The organism is Streptomyces sp. CA189 (assembly GCF_056428985.1).
On the sequence record NZ_JBWJVM010000126.1, the window covers coordinates 1 to 16,917 of the forward strand.

Below are 16,917 nucleotides of genomic sequence, written 5' to 3' on the forward strand. Positions count from 1 at the left end.
CATCGCTCTGGCCAGCACAGTCATCACTGTCCGCTGCCTGATCCGACGCGCCTGGACCCTCTACCGCTGGGACACCCGCCCTCGAAACCCCCGCATCCGATGACCTACTGGCGGACACCCTAAGCCGCACATCAGGTCGTACGACGCCTGCGCGCCCCCGGACGCCGCTCGCTCGGCCGGTACACGCTCTCGCCGGCCTCCTTCGCGGCCTCGCGGCGCGCGGCCCCGTACTCCGCCAGGGCCTCCGCCAGCTTGCCCACGCTCGGCTCCGGCGACAGCACGTCGACCCGGAGCCCGTGCTCCTCGGCCGTCTTGGCCGTGGCCGGGCCGATGCACGCGATGACGGTGACGTTGTGCGGCTTGCCGGCGATGCCGACCAGGTTGCGCACGGTGCTCGACGAGGTGAAGAGCACGGCGTCGAAGCCGCCGCCCTTGATCGCCTCGCGCGTGTCCTGCGGCGGCGGCGAGGCGCGCACGGTCCGGTAGGCGGTGACGTCGTCGACCTCCCACCCGAGCTCGATCAGCCCGGCGACCAGGGTCTCGGTGGCGATGTCGGCGCGCGGCAGGAAGACACGGTCGATCGGGTCGAAGACCGGGTCGTACGGCGGCCAGTCCTCCAGCAGTCCGGCGGCGGACTGCTCGCCGCTGGGCACGAGGTCGGGCTTGACGCCGAACTCCACCAGCGCGGCGGCGGTCTGCTCGCCGACGGCGGCGACCTTGATGCCGGCGAAGGCACGGGCGTCGAGCCCGTACTCCTCGAACTTCTCGCGCACGGCCTTGACCGCGTTCACGGAGGTGAAGGCGATCCACTCGTAGCGGCCCGTCACGAGCCCCTTGACCGCCCGCTCCATCTGCTGCGGGGTGCGCGGCGGCTCCACGGCGATGGTCGGCACCTCGTGGGGCACCGCGCCGTACGAGCGGAGCTGGTCGGAGAGCGAGGCGGCCTGCTCCTTGGTGCGCGGGACGAGCACGCGCCAGCCGAACAGCGGCTTCGACTCGAACCAGGACAGTTCCTCGCGGCGCGCGACGGCGCCGTGCTCCCCGACCACGGCTATGACGGAGCGCGCGCCCTCCGGCGAGGGGAGGATCTTGCCCTGCTTGAACACCTGGGCGATGGTCCCGAGGGTCGCGCTCCAGGTGCGCTGGCGGGTCGTCGTACCGGCCACGGTCACGGTGAGCGGGGTGTCGGGCTTGCGCCCGGCGCCGATCAGCTCGGCCGCCGCCGCCGAGACGGTCTCCAGCGTCGCGGAGACGACGAGGATGCCGTCGCTGGCGCCCACCTCGCTCCAGCAGCGCGCGGAGGCGGTCCGCGCGTTCACGAACCTCACGTCCGCACCCTGCTTGCCGGCCAGCGGAACACCGGCGTACGCGGGCACGCCGACGGCGGTCGCGACGCCGGGGACGACCTCGAAGGGGATGCCCCCGGTGGCGCAGGCGAGCATCTCCTCGGCCGCGTTCCCGTCGAGCCCGGGGTCGCCGGTGACGGCACGGACGACCCGCCTGCCGGAGCGCGCGGCCTCCATGACAAGATTGGCGGCATCTCGGATGACCGGGACTCCGGCGGCTGCTGACTTCTCGTCAGCAACCGTCAGCTGTGGCGTGTCCACCCCCGCGCGCGCATGCGTACGTACGACCTCGAGCACCTCGGGCTCCGCGATCAGTACGTCCGCGGCGGCCAGGGCCTCCACGGCGCGAAGCGTCAGCAGTCCCGGGTCGCCCGGGCCGGCACCGAGGAAGGTGACGTGCCCCTGGACGGCGACGGACGGAAACGCGGAGGTGGTTGGGCTTGTGGGGTTCAAAGCGACCGCTCCCCCATCAGACCGGCCGCGCCCTTGGCCAGCATCTCGTCCGCGAGTTCGCGGCCGAGCGCCATGGCCTCGTCGTACGACTGGGGCACGGGACCGGTGGTGGACAGCTGCACCAGCGTGGAACCGTCGAGGGTTCCCACGACTCCCCGCAGGCGCATCTCATTGACAATCTGCCCGTCGGCCAGCAGGTCGGCGAGCGCGCCCACGGGGGCGCTGCAGCCGGCCTCCAGGGCGCCGAGCAGGGCGCGTTCGGCGGTCACGGCGGCCCGGGTGTACGGGTCGTCGAGCTCGGCGAGCGCGGAGATCAGGTCCGTTTCGGACGCCAGGCACTCGATGGCCAGGGCGCCCTGGCCGGGTGCGGGCAGCATGTTGTCCACGGAGATCAGGTCGGTGGCCTCGTCGCCGCGGCCGATCCGGTTGAGCCCGGCGGCGGCGAGCACGACGGCATCGAGCTCGCCGTTCCTCACGAACCCGATCCGGGTGTCGACGTTGCCGCGGATGGCGACGGTCTCGATGACCTTGCCCAGCGACTTGGCGTAGGCGTGCAGCTGCGACCTGCGCCGCGGCGAACCGGTGCCGATGCGCGCGCCGTCGGGCAGCTGCTCGAAGGTCAGGCCGTCGCGGGCGACGAGCGCGTCGCGCGGGTCCTCGCGCTGCGGCATGGCCGCGATGACGAGGTCGTCGGGCTGCGTGGTGGGCAGGTCCTTCAGCGAGTGCACGGCGAAGTCGACTTCACCGCGCACCAGGGCCTCGCGCAGGGCGGTGACGAAGACGCCGGTGCCGCCGATCTGCGAGAGGCTCTCGCGGGACACGTCACCGTAGGTCGTGATCTCCACGAGCTCGACGGGCCGGCCGGTGATCGCCCGTACCGCCTCGGCGACCTGCCCGGACTGGGACATGGCCAGCTTGCTGCGCCGCGTGCCGAGCCTCAGCGGCTGGTCGAGACGTGGATTCATGATGCCCGTCCTGAGTCGTGGTTCTTGTCAGCCTCGTCGGCCCGGCTGACGGAGGCCACCGTCTGCGGGTCGAGATCGAAGAGTTCGCGCAGCGCCTCGGCGTACCCGGCGCCGCCGGGCTCGCTCGCGAGCTGCTTGACGCGCACGGTCGGCGCGTGGAGGAGCTTGTCGACGACGCGCCGCACGGTCTGAGTCACTTCAGCCCGCTGCCGCTCGTCGAGATCGGGTACCCGACCGTCGAGCCGTGCCACTTCCATGGCGACGACCTCGGCGGCCATGGCGCGCAGGGCGACCACGGTGGGTGTGATGTGCGCGGCCCGCTGGGCGGCCCCGAAGGCGGCCACTTCCGCGGCCACTATCCCGCGCACGGCGTCGACGTCGGCGGCCATGGGCGCATCGGCGCTCGCCTCGGCCAGCGACTCGATGTCCACGAGCCGCACTCCCGGGATCCGGTGCACGGCGGCGTCGATGTCGCGCGGCATGGCCAGGTCGAGCAGCGCGAGCCCTACGGGCGCGCCGTCCTGGCTCCGTACGGTCCTGCGCGGCTGCTGCCGCTGCGCGGCCGCCTCGCCCTGGTCGGCCCAGGTCCCGTGCAGCTCCAGCGACCCGGCGTCCACCCCGGCCAGCGCGGCCCGCCCATCGGCGGTCCGCCCCGGATCGGAAGCCAGCGCCTCGAGCCCGACGGGACACCCGTCCCGCTCCTCGACGACAACCTTGCTCCGCACGGCCCCGGCATCGGCAATCCGCCGCCCTTCACCCGCGAGCACGGCAAGCCGCGCAACGAGCGCGGCATCCACCAGCTCGGCCGGGGCGGCCAAATCCAGCCCCGCCGGCGTTTGAGGCGCGGGGGTCCGGGGGCTGGTCCCCGGCAACGGCGCCGCACCCGCATCGGGTCCGGGGCGAAGCTCCGGCTGGGGGTCCCCCCGGACGAAGTCTGGGGGATGGTGGAAGGGCGGGTAGGGGACAGCCCCCGCAGGGCGCTCCTCCATGGCCGCGGCCACATCGTCCCCGGTCAGCACCAAGCCAGTGGCACCCGTACAGGACACGACGACATCAACCCGAGCCAGCTCATCGGCGACACCGGACATCGCAATGGCCGAAGCCGTAACCCCGGTGCCCGAGGCAACCAGAATCTCGGCCAACCGCTCCGCCCGCTCGGCGGTCCGGTTCGCGACCACGACCTCGGCGACACCGACCCGCGCCAACGTCGCCGCCGCCAGCGAGGACATCGACCCGGCCCCGATGACGAGCGCCCGCTTCCCCGCGGCCCACTCCTCCACCGGCACCCGCACGGCGAGCTGCTCCAGCCCGAAGGTCACCAGCGACTGCCCCGCCCGGTCGATCCCGGTCTCGGAGTGCGCCCGCTTGCCGACCCGCAGCGCCTGCTGAAACAAATCATTGATCAACCGACCCGCCGTGTGGAGCTCCTGCCCCAGCGCCAGCGCGTCCTTGATCTGCCCGAGGATCTGCCCCTCACCCACGACCATCGAGTCCAGCCCGCACGCCACCGAAAAGAGATGGTGGACGGCCCGGTCCTCGTAGTGCACGTAGAGATAAGGAGTGAGCTCCTCCAGAGCCACCCCACTGTGCTGCGCCAGCAGCGTCGACAGCTCGGCGACACCGGCGTGGAACTTGTCCACGTCGGCGTACAGCTCGATCCGGTTGCAGGTGGCGAGCACCGCCGCCTCCACCGCAGGCTCCGCGGCCAGCGTGTCGTGCAGCAGCTTGACCTTGGCATCGGCGGCCAGCGAAGCGCGCTCCAGCACGCTCACGGGCGCACTGCGATGGCTCAGCCCAACGACGAGCAGACTCATGCCGGCATCACCGCCGGGACGTCCCCCTCGGGTCCGCCCTTCCGCGCGACGGCGGCGGCCCGACCGGCGGGCGGCACGACGGCGGCGGCCGGAGCCGCCCCGGTGCCGGTGCCCGCGGCGGAGCCACCGGCGGCAGCGGCGGCGGCCGCTTCCTCGCCGGCCTTGCGCTGCTCGTGGAAGGCCAGGATCTGGAGCTCGATCGAGAGGTCGACCTTGCGCACGTCGACGCCCTCGGGCACGGACAGCACGGTCGGCGCGAAGTTCAGAATGGAAGTGACACCAGCGGCGATGAGCCGCTCGCTGACCTGCTGCGCGGCCCCCGCCGGAGTCGCGATGACCCCGATCGAGACGCCGTTCTCCTCGATGATCTTCTCCAGCTCATCGGTGTGCTGCACGGGCATGCCCGCCACCGGCTTGCCGGCCATGGCCGGGTCGGCGTCGATGAGCGCCGCCACGCGGAAACCGCGCGAGGCGAAACCGCCGTAGTTGGCCAGCGCGGCGCCGAGGTTGCCGATGCCGACGATGACGACGGGCCAGTCCTGGGTCAGCCCGAGCTCGCGGGAGATCTGGTAGACGAGGTACTCCACGTCGTACCCGACCCCGCGGGTCCCGTAGGAACCGAGGTAGGAGAAGTCCTTGCGGAGCTTCGCGGAGTTGACTCCGGCGGCCGCGGCCAGCTCCTCGGAGGACACCGTGGGCACCGATCGCTCGGAGAGCGCGGTGAGGGCACGCAAGTACAGCGGAAGCCGGGCGACAGTGGCCTCGGGAATACCTCGGCTGCGGGTCGCCGGTCGGTGAGTTCGGCCAGTTGCCACGATGCTCCTGCGGGATGAGCGGGGCTGCAGGTGGCCACTTGTCCCAGGACCACCCCGTCGAATGCAGGCTATGTCTTTGTGAACGCGTGCACAAAGATTGTGTCCGCTTTGTCCGACCAAAGTGACCGGGGTCACGCGCCTTGGGTGTACGAGCCGGGAACGGATCACACGCCGAACCCGTTCAATTCCCGAAGGGGGCAAAACGGTACACACTCCTCACCAATACGCCCCCGAGACCCCATAAATCGCCCATGATGGTAACCGCCCGACGGCTCAAGCCTGCAATGCCCGTCGGAGCCGGTCAGGGTTCACCCTCCAGAAGGTGTGCTGTTCTCCGTCCACCAGCACGACCGGAATCTGCTCCCAGTGCAGGCGGTACAACTCCTCGTCCTGTGAAATGTCCTTCTTCTCCCACTGTGCACCCGTCTCGGCGCAGACCTTCTCGACGACTTCCTGGGCGTCATCACAGAGATGGCACCCCGGCTTCCCGATGAGCGTGACCAACCGCTCCTCCGGACGCTTCTTTTCGGCACGGCGCAGGAAAGGACTCATGCACCCATTCTCCCGCGCCCGCGCCCCTACCGGCCCGAGCGCGCGTCTTTCCCGTCGGACCGGCGCACCGAAGAGTTCACACCGCCGATTCCCATCGGTTCGGGAACTCCCGAACACAGTGGCTATGCTCGCGTCATGGCCGCTCTGGGATGGCTCACCCCCCGTAGGCGCTCCGCCACCGCGCGGAGCGTGCTGGCAGGCGAGGCCTCGGCCGAGGCCGCCCGCAAGACCGCGCTGGCCGACGAACCGCTGGACGGTCAGGGCCTCCCCGGAACGACGGAAGCGGAACGCCCGGCGGAGCTGGAGCCGGAAGCCCCGCTGAAGCCCGCCGAGCCCGAGTTCCCCGTCGCCGGCGACGACCTCGCCGCCGCCTTCTTCGACCTCGACAACACCGTCATGCAGGGCGCCGCGATCTTCCACTTCGGCCGCGGCCTCTACAAGCGGGAGTTCTTCCGCCGCCGCGAGCTCGCCCGCTTCGCCTGGCAGCAGGCCTGGTTCCGGCTCGCCGGGGTCGAGGACCCCGAGCACATGCAGGACGCCCGCGACAGCGCGCTGTCCATCGTCAAGGGACACCGGGTCTCCGAGCTGATGTCCATCGGCGAGGAGATCTACGACGAGTACATGGCCGTGCGGATCTGGCCCGGCACCCGCGCCCTCGCCCAGGCCCACCTCGACGCCGGCCAGAAGGTCTGGCTCGTCACGGCCGCCCCCGTCGAAACCGCCACGATCATCGCCCGCCGGCTCGGCCTGACCGGAGCCCTCGGCACCGTCGCCGAGTCCGTGGACGGCGTCTACACCGGCCGGCTGGTCGGTGAGCCGCTGCACGGCCCCGCCAAGGCGGAGGCGGTCCGCGCCCTGGCCGCCGCCGAGGGGCTCGACCTCGCGCGCTGCGCCGCGTACAGCGATTCGCACAACGACATTCCGATGCTGTCCCTGGTCGGACATCCGTACGCGATCAATCCCGACACAAAACTGCGCAAGCATGCCCGCTCCATGGACTGGCGCCTGCGCGACTATCGGACCGGCCGCAAGGCCGTGAAGATCGGCGTCCCGGCCGCCGCGGGCGTCGGCGCGATCGCCGGCGGCACGGCCGCCGCGATCGCCCTGCACCGCCGCCGCAAGTAGCGACTGCGGGGCCCTGCCCGGCCTCCCGCCCCACCACGCCCGGCACCCTCCCCCGCCCGGGACATTCGCTCACCTCTACCCGCACCTCCGGCGCGGCACTCCGCCCTGCCCTACTCGGTCGCGAGCCACCGTGGAAGCAGGCATTCCGCGCATCCAAGTGATCAAGAATCGATCACCATCTGTGCCTGAATATGCCCTCGACACGCAACAGAAGTGTCGTAACCGGTGATTTGAGCAACTGGGTGTAGCGCTGCCTGTACGAAGCGTTATTCTCCTCAAACGCATGCCACCGCCATCTGTCGCCACGACGGGTGAACGGTCCCGCACTGCACGTGATGGAAGCTCTGCCTCTGGGAGTCCCGTGTACCCACCTGTCGGGGTTGACGCCTCGGGCCTGGCTACGCTGCGCGCAACGGTCCTCGACCAGCTGCGCGGCTTCGTCCCCACCGCGTACACCGCCCCCGCATTCGCCACCGCGGTCCCCGCCGGACTCGGCCCGGCCGGTCCTTGCTATGCCCTGACCGACGGCGGAGCGACGGTGGGCAGACGCGGTCGCGCCGGCGGCTCGTCCGCCGGGGGCGCAGCCGCCGGGACCACCGCGCCCGCCGCCCGCCGCCCCACCGCGGACAGCGACCAGGCCCGCATGATGGACCTGGTCGAACGCGCCCAGGCCGGCGAGGCCGATGCCTTCGGTCGCCTGTACGACCAGTACAGCGACACCGTCTACCGCTACATCTACTACCGCGTCGGCGGCAAGGCGACCGCGGAGGATCTCACCAGCGAGACCTTCCTGCGCGCGCTGCGCCGTATCTCCACCTTCACCTGGCAGGGCCGCGACTTCGGCGCCTGGCTCGTGACGATCGCCCGCAACCTGGTCGCCGACCACTTCAAGTCGAGCCGCTTCCGCCTGGAAGTCACCACCGGCGAAATGCTCGACGCCAACGAGGTGGAACGGTCCCCCGAGGACTCCGTCCTGGAGTCCCTCTCCAACGCGGCCCTGCTGGAAGCCGTACGGAGACTCAATCCGCAGCAGCAGGAGTGCGTGACCCTGCGCTTCCTGCAGGGCCTCTCGGTCGCCGAGACGGCCAGGGTGATGGGAAAGAACGAGGGTGCCATCAAGACCCTCCAGTACCGGGCGGTCCGCACCCTGGCCCGCCTGCTCCCCGACGACGCCCGCTGACGCCGCCCTCCTCTCACATTTCGGTACCCCTCCCTGATGACCTTGATGACACCGACGACCCTGACGACACCGATGCCACCGATGCCACCGTCGAATCCAACGACGCTGTGGTCCGATCATCCTTCGTCCGTAACCCAAGTGCCGCGCCGCTCGTTGTGGGGAATGCAGGCTCCCTGTGGACAAGCCCTGCCCGAAGCCGCTCACTCGAAAGTGTGGATGTGCTCAAGGAAGGCAACCTTCCGGACACCTTGGGGAGTCGATCGTCATGACGAGAGGAGGTGCCGCCAGTGATCGCGAACGTGACTCCGCACCGGCGGGCGAACGCCTTCGCCCAGGCCCTGGAGGAGCGGACCCCGTCCGACCTTTCGGAACCGGACCCGGCGGCCGAGCAGTCCGAGGCACCTGCCGAACCTGCCGACCACGACCGGTTGTTGGCCCTGGCGAGCGTGCTCGGCGAAAGAATGCCGCGCCCGGTGCTGGACCCCGAGGTCAAAGTGGTGCAACGAGCCCAGCTCATTGCCGCCATGGAAGCCAAGGTGATGGAAGAGAGGGCCGGGGGCGGCGTGGCCGCCGACCCTCAAGTGCCCGAACAGCGGACCGGCCGCGGCGCCCACCGGGCGACCTCGCTCCGGAAATTGCGGCCCCGCTCCCGCTGGTCCAAGGGCATCGCGGCGGGCGGTCTCACCGTAGGTGTGGCCGCGGGGGCCTTCAGCGGAGTGGCCGCTGCCAGCACGGACGCCCTGCCGGGTGACCACCTGTACCCCGTGAAGCGGGGTATGGAGGACATCCGGCTCGGGATGGCCGACGACGATTCGGACCGGGGCGAGCTCTATCTCGACCAGGCCTCGAACCGCCTGTCGGAAGCCCGCCGGCTCATGGAGCGCGGCCGTCTCGGCGCACTCGACCACGAGTCGCTCGGCGAGATCCGCCGAGCCCTCGCGGGCATGAAGCACGATGCCTCGGAGGGCCACCGGCTGCTCCAGGCCGCCTACGAACGGGACGGCTCGCTCGGCCCGATCCAGGCGCTGTCCTCGTTCTCCCGTTCACACCGGGACGCGTGGGCCAAGCTCCGGGGCAATCTCCCGGCGCAGCTCACGGACGTGGGCGGTGAGGTGGAGTCGGTCTTCCAGGCCATAGACCAAGACGTGGCGCCGCTCCAGAGTCTGCTTCCGAAGCCTCCGGAACAGACCCGCGGCTCCGGCCCTTCCACGAAGCCGAGCTCCCCGGCGGGCAAGCAGCAGGCGACGCCCCCCGCGGGCACCCCGTCCGCGGCCCCCGCACCGTCCGCCTCGGGTTCCGCGAAGACCCCGCCCCCGGACGGCGGAGGTCTCCTGGGCGGCACGGGCAACCTGCTCAATCCGCCCACGGGCCAGTCAACCCCGTCCGCGTCCGGCACCACCCCGCCCCCCGCCCACCCGGACATCACCCTCCCGCCCCTCCTCCCCGGCCTCCTCCCAGGCCTGGGCATCAAGGCGGAGGACGTCGAGTAGCACCGCAGAGCGAAAAACCCCGGTGGGGCTGGATGCCATCCAGCCCCACCGGGGTTTTCGTCACGCTCAGCCGCGTCAGAAGGCTGTGCCCGTCAGAAGAAGACGGACCTCCGCTGCACCAGCAGCTTGTACAGCGTGTGCTGAATCTGCTCCCGCACCTGATCCGTCAGATTGAACATCAGCATCGGATCCTCGGCAGCCTCCGCCGCGTACCCGTCCGTCGGAATCGGTTCCCCGAACTGGATCGTCCACTTCGTCGGCAGCGGCACCGCCCCCAGCGGCCCCAGCAGCGGAAACGTCGGAGTGATCGGGAAGTACGGGATCCCCAGCAGCCGCGCCAGCGTCTTCGAGTTCCCGATCATGGGGTAGATCTCCTCCGCCCCCACGATCGAGCAGGGCACGATCGGCGTCCCCGCCCGCAGCGCCGTCGACACGAACCCGCCCCGGCCGAACCGCTGGAGCTTGTACCGCTCTCCGAACGGCTTCCCTATCCCCTTGAAGCCCTCGGGCATCACGCCCACCAGCTCCCCGGCCTCCAGCAGCCGCTGCGCGTCCTCCGCGCACGCCAGCGTGTGCCCGGCCTTCCGCGCGAGCTCGTTCACCACGGGCAGCATGAACACCAGGTCCGCCGCCAGCAGCCGCAGGTGCCGCTGCGCCGGGTGCTGGTCGTGCACGGCGACCTGGAGCATCAGGCCGTCGAGCGGCAGCGTCCCGGAGTGGTTCGCCACGATCAGCGCGCCGCCCTCCTTCGGGATGTTCTCGATGCCCTTGACCTCGACCCGGAAGTACTTGTCGTACAGCGGCCGCATCAGGGACATCAGGACCTGGTCCGTCAGCTCCTTGTCGTAGCCGAAGTCGTCGACCTCGTACTCCCCGGTGATCCGGCGCCGCAGGAACGCCAGCCCGCCGGCGATCCGCCGGTCCCAGCCGTCTCCGGCCGCCGCCGGTTCCGGTACGGCCTCCACCACCGGCTCCGGCCCGACCGGCTCCGCCGCGACGGGCGCGAGCGGCGCCTCCGGCGCGACCCGTACCCGCCGGGCGGGCGAGGACCGCCGTCGCGGCCGGTCCTCGTCGAACGGAATGACCTTGGCGTCCGCCACTATCGCTTCGCTCCCTCAGCCACAGGCCCCGCACTCGCCTCTGCGTCCACGCCGTTCACGCCGTTCACGCCGTTCACGCCGTTCACGCCGTTCAGGTCCATGTTCACGTCCAGCAACCCCGCCACCCGGTCCACGGCCCGCGCCACCCGCTCCGGCGGCAGCAGCCCGCCGCCCCGGCTCCGCGTGAAGTCGGCGAAGGTCTCGGCGGTCGTATACATCGGCTCGAACCCCAGCACCTCCCGCATCTGCGTGGTCTCCACGACCCGCCCGTGCGTGAGGAGCCTTATCTGCTCGGGCGAGAAGTCCGTCGCCCCGACCGCCCGCAGCGCCGCGCCGAGCCAGGTCACCGCGGGCAGCAGCAGCGGCACGGTCGGCCGTCCCAGCCGCCGCGCGCACTGCGACAGCAGCAACACGCCGTCACCGGCGATGTTGAAGGTCCCGCTGAGCCCGCCGGGCCCGCTGGTCTGCGAGGCCAGCCGCAGCACGTCCAGTACGTCGTCCTCGTGCACGAACTGCAACCGCGGGTCGTAGCCCAGCACGGTCGGGATCAGCGGCATCGAGAAGTACTCGGCGAGCGCCGAGTCGGCGAAGGGCCCGAGGATGTTCGCGAACCGCAGCACGCACACCGCGACGTCGGGCCGCCGGCGCGCGAAGCCCCGTACGTACCCCTCGACCTCGACGGCGTCCTTGGCGAAGCCGGCGGCGGGCAGCGACTTCGGCTGCGTGGTCTCGGTGAAGACAGCCGGATCCCGCGAGGTGCCCCCGTACACACTGGTACTGGACTTCACCACGAGGCGCCGCACCGTCGGGGACTTCTGGCAGGCTCCCAGGAGCTGCATCGTCCCGATGACGTTGGTTTCCTTGACGGTGCTGTACGAGCCGGAGCCCGCGCCCGCCGCCGCTCCCCCGGTGACCGCGAGATGGACCACCGTGTCGACGGAGTTCTCGGCCAGCACCCGGGCGATGGCCGATTGTCTGATGTCCGCACGGACGAACTCGGCCGAGCCGAGCGTGTGCGGCGGGGTCACCGCGTCGACCGCGATCACCCGCTCCACCTCCGGGTCCCGCTGGATCCGCCGCACGAAGCGGCCTCCCAGTTGCCGGGCAGCCCCGGTGACCAGCACGACCTTCCCCACGAGCTCAGCGCCTCCCTCGAAGAAGTCCCCCGGCTGCACCACAGCCCCTCCACCAGAATGGTGGAGGGGCTGCGGAAAACACGTACAGCTGCCGTTTACTTCTTGTTACGGCGCTGGACGCGGGTGCGCTTGAGCAGCTTGCGGTGCTTCTTCTTAGCCATCCGCTTGCGCCGCTTCTTGATAACAGAGCCCACGACTACCCTCGCTCACTTCTCTTCATTCGGTGCGGGGCGTCGGGGCCCACACGACCTACGTCGGCCTAGCCTACCCGCCCGAGCTCTGAGCTTGTAATCCGCGTGCCCCCGAGGGGTAACCGCGGGCTCCTGACCCTCGCCCTCAGGCCGATTCCACCCCCACGAAGGACTCGCGGAGGTACTCGTGCACCGCGTTTTCCGGGACCCGGAAGGACCGGCCCACCCGGATTGCGGGCAGATGTCCGTTGTGCACCAAGCGGTACACGGTCATCTTCGACACTCGCATCACCGAGGCGACCTCCGCCACGGTCAGGAACTGAACCTCACTGAGAGGCCTCTCGCCAGCAGCCATGACACACCTTGACCTTCCGCGCATGACGGGCACCGGCTTCCCCTCCGGTTACGCCCCGTCGTCGCACGCTCACTCCCCAGAGTAGGGGCGTGTGATACGAGTGGGGAAGAGGAGCTACGTCCACTCCTGCCGACCCGACAGACTCGCCCGATTGAGTACATAGCGAGTGAGCGGTCGGTAGTAGTCCGCGCGCACCGCGTCATCAAGCGGAACCGCCACCGACACCTGCCCCTCGGCTTCCCCCACGAACAGCGCGGGATCATCCGTATCGGCCAGCCCGATCGCCTCCACACCGAGCTGACCTGCACCGCAGACCCACCCGTGGTCCCCCACCACCAGCTCCGGCAACGGCCCGCCGGTCTCCGCCAGCTCCCCGAGCGCGATCCGAACCGGCAGCGGTGAATGGGAGTGCGCGCCGGTGTCACTCCCGTCCGACCGCGCGCCGTCTTCCCGCACCAGTGCGACCCCTCGTACGTAATCGATGCGGTGCGTGCGTACGCCGAACCGGGTCTGCATGTCGACGGGTGCCCCCCGCGCCGGAGTGAGGACATCACATCCCGCCGCCGACAGCGCACCCGCCAAGGTGGCGTAGAACCCCAGGAGCCGGTGCGGGTGACCGGTCCCGAACAACACCGGAGCCCGCGCCACCGCCACCGCCCGCAGCCTCTCCGCGAAGGCCTCCAACCCCGCCACCGTCAGCTCGGGGTCGATCACGTCCGGCCCGCTGACGTGCGCGGGATCCGCCGAGACCCCGCACTTCTCCGCCATCAGCCTCAGCAGGTCACCCTCGCCCCAGCCCCACGCGGGGTCCAGCCCCAGCAGCACCCGCGGATCCCGAGCCGCGAACAGCCGGTAACTGCGCAGGCTCTCCTCCCGAGAGGTCGCGACGGGCCCGGCCAGGCGGGCGGCCAGCAGATGCGCACGCAACGCGCCGGTGCTCAACACCCTCCCGATGCTCCCGCACCAGCCCTGACGCATCGCCAGTTCCGGCCAATCCCGCCCCCGTTGGCGTAACCCCTCCAGCCAGCCCCCGCAGGGCTCAGGCCAGCAGCCCGCGCAGCGGGAACACCGCCCGCCGGGTGGCCAGTACGGCCTGGTCGATCCGATCCGCAGGGTCGTAACCACCCTCCCAGTCCCGCCAGACCGGCACCCGCCCATCCGTCATCCGCCCGGGCGCCAACTCCCGCGTCCGCGCATACACCGCATCCCGCCAAGACCCCGGCACCGCCGTCTCAGGATCGATCGGCCGATGCCCGGCAATCCCCACCAGATGCGTCCAAGACCGCGGCACGACGTCCACGACGGCATACCCGCCCCCACCGAGCGCCAGCCACCGCCCGCCCTCCACACAGGAGTGCGCCAGCTCGTGGCACGCCTCCTGCACCGCCCGCTGCGCGTCCAACGACACCGCCAGATGCGCCAACGGGTCCTCGAAGTGGGTGTCCGCCCCGTGCTGCGTCACCAGCACCTGAGGCCTGAAGTCCGCCAGCAGCTCCGGCACCACCGCGTGGAAGGCCCGCAGCCACCCCTCGTCCCCGGTCCCCGCGGGCAGCGCGACGTTCACCGCCGACCCCTCCGCCGCCGGCCCGCCCGTCTCCTCGGGCCAGCCCGTCTGCGGGAACAGCGTCCGCGGATGCTCGTGCACCGAGATCGTCAGGACCCGCGGGTCGTCCCAGAACGCCGCCTGGACCCCGTCCCCGTGGTGCACGTCCACATCCACGTACGCGACCCGCTCGGCCCCCAGCTCCAGCAGCCGCGCGATCGCCAGCGCCGCGTCGTTGTAAATGCAGAAGCCCGCCGCCCCGCCCGGCATCGCATGGTGCAGCCCGCCGGCGAAGTTCACGGCGTGCTCGGCCTCCCCGCGCCAGATCCCCTCGGCCGCCGCCACCGACTGCCCGGCGATCAGCGCGGACGCCTCGTGCATCCCGTGGAACGCCGGATCGTCGGCCGTCCCCAGCCCGTACGAACCGTCGGCGACCCCGGGGTCGGCGGACACCTCGCGCACCGCCGCGACGTAGTCCTCGCGGTGGACCAGCCGCAGAGTCGACTCCCCGGCCGCCCGGCCCGCCCGTACTTCCAGCTCCCGGTCGAGCCCGAAGGCCCGTACCAGGCCCATGGTCAGCTCCAGGCGCACCGGGTCCATCGGATGGCCCGGCCCGAAGTCATACTTCGTTACCGCCTCGTCCCACATCAACAGCCCGGTCACCGGTTCGCCGCTCATGCCGGACACCGTATCGGGCAGGCTCCGTACCGAACGAGCGGGCATAGAAAAGAGTGACGAGGACCAGCACCATCGGCACGAGCATCGCCCCCCGGTAGCTCCAGGCGTCCCCGATCCCGCCCACGAGCGGCGCCCCGATCAGGAATCCGACGTAGTTGAAGATGTTCAGCCGCGCGATGGCGGTGTCGGAGGACCCCGGGAACAGCCGGCCCGCCGCGGCGAAGGTCTGCGGCACGATCACGCACAGCCCGATCCCCAGCAGCGTGAACCCGAGCATCCCCACCCACGGCCCGGGCGCCGCCGCGACCACGGCGAACCCGAGCGCGGCGACGACCGTCCCGATCCGGACGACGGCCACGGCCCCGAAGCGCCGCACCCCGAGGTCCCCGACGGCCCGGCCGAGCAGGGTGGTCACCATGTAGACGTTGTAGGGAACGGTGGCGAGCTGCTCGGAGCTGCCCAGCACGTCCTGGAGGTACTTGGCGCTCCAGTTCGACACCGTCGAGTCCCCGATGTACGCGCACGCCATCACCAGGCACAGCGGCAGCAGCAGCTTGAACCCGCCGGGCCCGAGCCCCTTCGCCTTCGCCTCGGCGGAGCCGGGCTTGGCGTCCTGGTCCACGTAGAACCGGCTGGCGAGGAGCGCGAGCGGCAGCAGGACCACCACGGCGGGCAGGTACGAGCTGAACAGGGAGAGGTGCCAGTGCGCCCCCGCCCAGGCGGCGGAAGCGCCGAGGATCCCGCCGAGGCTGTAGGAGGCGTGGAACCCGAGCATGATGCTCCGCCCGTACGCGCCCTGCAGGCTCACCCCGAGCATGTTCATGGAGGCGTCGAGCGCCCCCACGAACAGCCCGAACGCCCCGAGCGCCAGCGCCACGTGCCACATCGCGTCGCCGGCGCCGACGCCGAGCAGCGCGAGCAGCACGAGCGGCTGCGACCACCGCAGTACGGTGCTGGGCGCGACCCGCTTCACCAGGTGCTCGGTGACCACGCTGGACACGCCGGCGAGGATCGGCACGGCGGCCAGGAAGACGGGCAGCAGTGCGTTGGATATCCCGTACCGGTCCTGGATGGCCGGGATCCGCGTCACGAGCAGTGCGAAGGCCACGCCCTGCACGAAGAAACTGAACCCCAACGCCCCGCGCCCGCGGCGCAGCCGCACGTCTGCTGTCATGGCGGGTCAGCGTAGGCGCCGGTGCTACCGGTGGGTAGAGCGATCACATATCGATTGGGTCAGTGCGAGAACCCACCGCTGTAGCCCGTGTATCCGGACCCGGCGCCCTCCGCCAGCCCCAGCAGACCGGCCAGCTGGTTCATGTCGCCGAAGTAGCCGGTGGCGCCGGGCAACTGCTCGGCGGGCACCATCGCGGTGTAGCCGAGCACGTCCATCCCCGCGGCCAGCGCGGCCTGGACACCCAGCGGGCTGTCCTCGACGACCACGCACCGGCCGGGCGCCACGCCCATCTGATCCGCCGCGTGCAGGAACAGGTCCGGGGCGGGCTTCCCCTTGCCCACGTCCTCCGAACTGAAGATCCACTCCTCCTCGAACCATTCGTCGAGCCCGGCCGCCCGGTGCCCGACCCGGATCCGCTCGTGGCTCCCGGAGGACGCGAGACAGTACGCGGTCCCGCTCTCGACCAGAGCCGCCAGCACCCCCTCGACCCCGGGCACGGGCTTGAGCTCCCGCTCGAAGGCCGCGAAGGTACGCGCGTGCAGCGTGCTGTCGAAGTCGGCCGGCAGGTCCTGCCCGGTCCGCTCCCGCACGAGGTCGTGGACCCGGTGGACCGCGGCCCCCATGTAGTCGCGGAGCGACTCCTCGTACGAGGTCGGGTGCCCCAGCTCGGTCAGGTACCCGGCGAGGATGCTGTTGGCGAGCGGCTCACTGTCCACCAGCACGCCGTCGTTGTCGAAGATGACGAGGTCGTAGCCCATGCGACAACCCTACGAGCCGTCAGGGCCAATCCATCCGGACCCCATGCCGGGCATCCGCAGGACATCCAAAGATCCTCGCCGGATCCCGCTCACCCTCAGCTAAGTTTTGGCCCAGAACGCAGAAAAGCCCCGCACCGAACCCTATAAGGGTTGGTGCGGGGCTTTCCCACAATGATTGTTCGGCGGCGTCCTACTCTCCCACAGGGTCCCCCCTGCAGTACCATCGGCGCTGAAAGGCTTAG

General features: G+C 70.9%; 16 protein-coding genes, 1 rRNA gene and 1 pseudogene. 4 read left to right on the forward strand and 14 right to left on the reverse strand.

The window, feature by feature from the left end:
• Positions 1-103: pseudogene (locus AC061S_RS42685) on the forward strand (IS5/IS1182 family transposase); the annotation flags it as partial.
• Positions 104-131: 28 nt separating this feature from the next.
• Here the strand turns inward: AC061S_RS42685 and AC061S_RS42690 are convergent.
• From AC061S_RS42690 to AC061S_RS42710, 5 genes are all read right to left on the reverse strand, one after another.
• Positions 132-1,799, reverse strand: a complete 1,668-nt coding sequence (locus tag AC061S_RS42690) for a bifunctional uroporphyrinogen-III C-methyltransferase/uroporphyrinogen-III synthase (RefSeq protein ID WP_478691270.1) — start codon at positions 1,797-1,799, stop codon at positions 132-134.
• Positions 1,796-2,764, reverse strand: a complete 969-nt coding sequence (hemC, locus tag AC061S_RS42695; RefSeq protein WP_478691271.1) for a hydroxymethylbilane synthase — start codon at positions 2,762-2,764, stop codon at positions 1,796-1,798. Before hemC ends, AC061S_RS42690 begins: the two co-directional genes overlap by 4 nt.
• A complete protein-coding gene (locus AC061S_RS42700; RefSeq protein WP_478691272.1) occupies positions 2,761-4,578 on the reverse strand; it encodes a glutamyl-tRNA reductase in 1,818 nt (605 codons plus the stop codon). The genes hemC and AC061S_RS42700 overlap by 4 nt, the downstream gene beginning before the upstream one ends.
• Positions 4,575-5,393 (reverse strand): redox-sensing transcriptional repressor Rex, encoded by an 819-nt coding sequence (locus AC061S_RS42705; RefSeq protein WP_478691273.1) that lies wholly within the window; start codon positions 5,391-5,393, stop codon positions 4,575-4,577. The genes AC061S_RS42700 and AC061S_RS42705 overlap by 4 nt, the downstream gene beginning before the upstream one ends.
• Before the next feature lie 273 nt (positions 5,394-5,666).
• A complete protein-coding gene (locus tag AC061S_RS42710) occupies positions 5,667-5,945 on the reverse strand; it encodes a glutaredoxin family protein (protein WP_478691274.1) in 279 nt (92 codons plus the stop codon).
• Positions 5,946-6,080: 135 nt separating this feature from the next.
• Between AC061S_RS42710 and AC061S_RS42715 the strand changes: the two genes are divergently transcribed.
• The 3 genes from AC061S_RS42715 (at position 6,081) to AC061S_RS42725 (ending at position 9,740) form a co-directional block, all read left to right on the forward strand.
• On the forward strand, positions 6,081-7,070 hold the full coding sequence (locus AC061S_RS42715; protein ID WP_478691275.1) for an HAD family hydrolase: 990 nt from the start codon (positions 6,081-6,083) through the stop codon (positions 7,068-7,070).
• A 361-nt stretch (positions 7,071-7,431) separates the two neighbouring features.
• Complete coding sequence (locus tag AC061S_RS42720) at positions 7,432-8,250, forward strand: ECF subfamily RNA polymerase sigma factor, BldN family (protein WP_478691276.1); 819 nt, start codon at positions 7,432-7,434, stop codon at positions 8,248-8,250.
• Positions 8,251-8,537: 287 nt separating this feature from the next.
• Positions 8,538-9,740, forward strand: a complete 1,203-nt coding sequence (locus AC061S_RS42725; RefSeq protein ID WP_478691277.1) for a DUF5667 domain-containing protein — start codon at positions 8,538-8,540, stop codon at positions 9,738-9,740.
• Between the two features lie 92 nt (positions 9,741-9,832).
• Here AC061S_RS42725 and AC061S_RS42730 read toward each other — a convergent pair whose 3' ends face one another.
• From AC061S_RS42730 to rrf, 9 genes are all read right to left on the reverse strand, one after another.
• On the reverse strand, positions 9,833-10,840 hold the full coding sequence (locus tag AC061S_RS42730) for a lysophospholipid acyltransferase family protein (protein ID WP_478691278.1): 1,008 nt from the start codon (positions 10,838-10,840) through the stop codon (positions 9,833-9,835).
• A complete protein-coding gene (locus AC061S_RS42735) occupies positions 10,840-11,976 on the reverse strand; it encodes an NAD-dependent epimerase/dehydratase family protein (protein WP_478691282.1) in 1,137 nt (378 codons plus the stop codon). Before AC061S_RS42735 ends, AC061S_RS42730 begins: the two co-directional genes overlap by 1 nt.
• A gap of 95 nt (positions 11,977-12,071) precedes the next feature.
• The gene (locus tag AC061S_RS42740) at positions 12,072-12,170 is read right to left on the reverse strand and encodes a 30S ribosomal protein bS22 (protein ID WP_003948845.1); all 99 of its coding nucleotides are present in this window, start codon (positions 12,168-12,170) and stop codon (positions 12,072-12,074) included.
• Between the two features lie 142 nt (positions 12,171-12,312).
• On the reverse strand, positions 12,313-12,522 hold the full coding sequence (locus AC061S_RS42745) for a helix-turn-helix domain-containing protein (RefSeq protein ID WP_162688852.1): 210 nt from the start codon (positions 12,520-12,522) through the stop codon (positions 12,313-12,315).
• A gap of 114 nt (positions 12,523-12,636) precedes the next feature.
• Entirely contained in the window at positions 12,637-13,467 is an 831-nt protein-coding gene (locus AC061S_RS42750) for a phosphatase (RefSeq protein WP_478691279.1), read from the reverse strand.
• 94 nt (positions 13,468-13,561) lie between these two features.
• The gene (locus AC061S_RS42755) at positions 13,562-14,713 is read right to left on the reverse strand and encodes an acetoin utilization protein AcuC (RefSeq protein WP_478691283.1); all 1,152 of its coding nucleotides are present in this window, start codon (positions 14,711-14,713) and stop codon (positions 13,562-13,564) included.
• Positions 14,685-15,917 (reverse strand): MFS transporter, encoded by a 1,233-nt coding sequence (locus tag AC061S_RS42760; protein ID WP_478691280.1) that lies wholly within the window; start codon positions 15,915-15,917, stop codon positions 14,685-14,687. Before AC061S_RS42760 ends, AC061S_RS42755 begins: the two co-directional genes overlap by 29 nt.
• A gap of 59 nt (positions 15,918-15,976) precedes the next feature.
• Positions 15,977-16,675 carry an HAD family hydrolase gene (locus AC061S_RS42765; protein WP_478691281.1) on the reverse strand — a complete coding sequence of 233 codons (699 nt, stop codon included), beginning with the start codon at positions 16,673-16,675 and terminating at the stop codon, positions 15,977-15,979.
• A 177-nt stretch (positions 16,676-16,852) separates the two neighbouring features.
• Positions 16,853-16,917: ribosomal RNA gene (gene rrf, locus AC061S_RS42770) — 5S ribosomal RNA — on the reverse strand; the annotation flags it as partial.